This window comes from Pseudoalteromonas sp. A601, assembly GCF_002165575.1.
GTDB lineage: Bacteria > Pseudomonadota > Gammaproteobacteria > Enterobacterales > Alteromonadaceae > Pseudoalteromonas.
In genome coordinates, this window is sequence record NZ_MXQF01000062.1 from 1 (window position 1) to 275 (window position 275).

The following is a 275-nucleotide window of genomic DNA, read 5'->3' on the forward strand; positions in this document are numbered from 1 at the left end:
GAGTTTGCGAGTTTGCGAGTTTTTCGAGATTAAAATACAGACCATTAAAAGAGGCAAGATTTTTAAAGGTGGACGTGGCGTTCTTTTCTCCGTGGGTATCAAATCTCAACCCACGCTACGGCGGTCAGGTTGACGCTGTGCAACTCGCTAGCTTTACCCTCGCTAACTCGCTTATACCAATGCTATTTATTAAGTGATCAAATTTATCCATTTTCTCGAACAGATACGCTTAACGTTATCAATGTCTGAGCGAAATACATTCCACGCCCTACTTA

1 protein-coding gene is annotated in these 275 nt (G+C 42.2%); it reads left to right on the forward strand.

What is annotated here, in order from left to right; genetic code table 11:
- The coding region (locus B5G52_RS22245; RefSeq protein WP_217896199.1) for a hypothetical protein at positions 1 to 197 on the forward strand (197 nt) is incomplete at its 5' end.
- Positions 198 to 275: the final 78 nt, after the last annotated feature.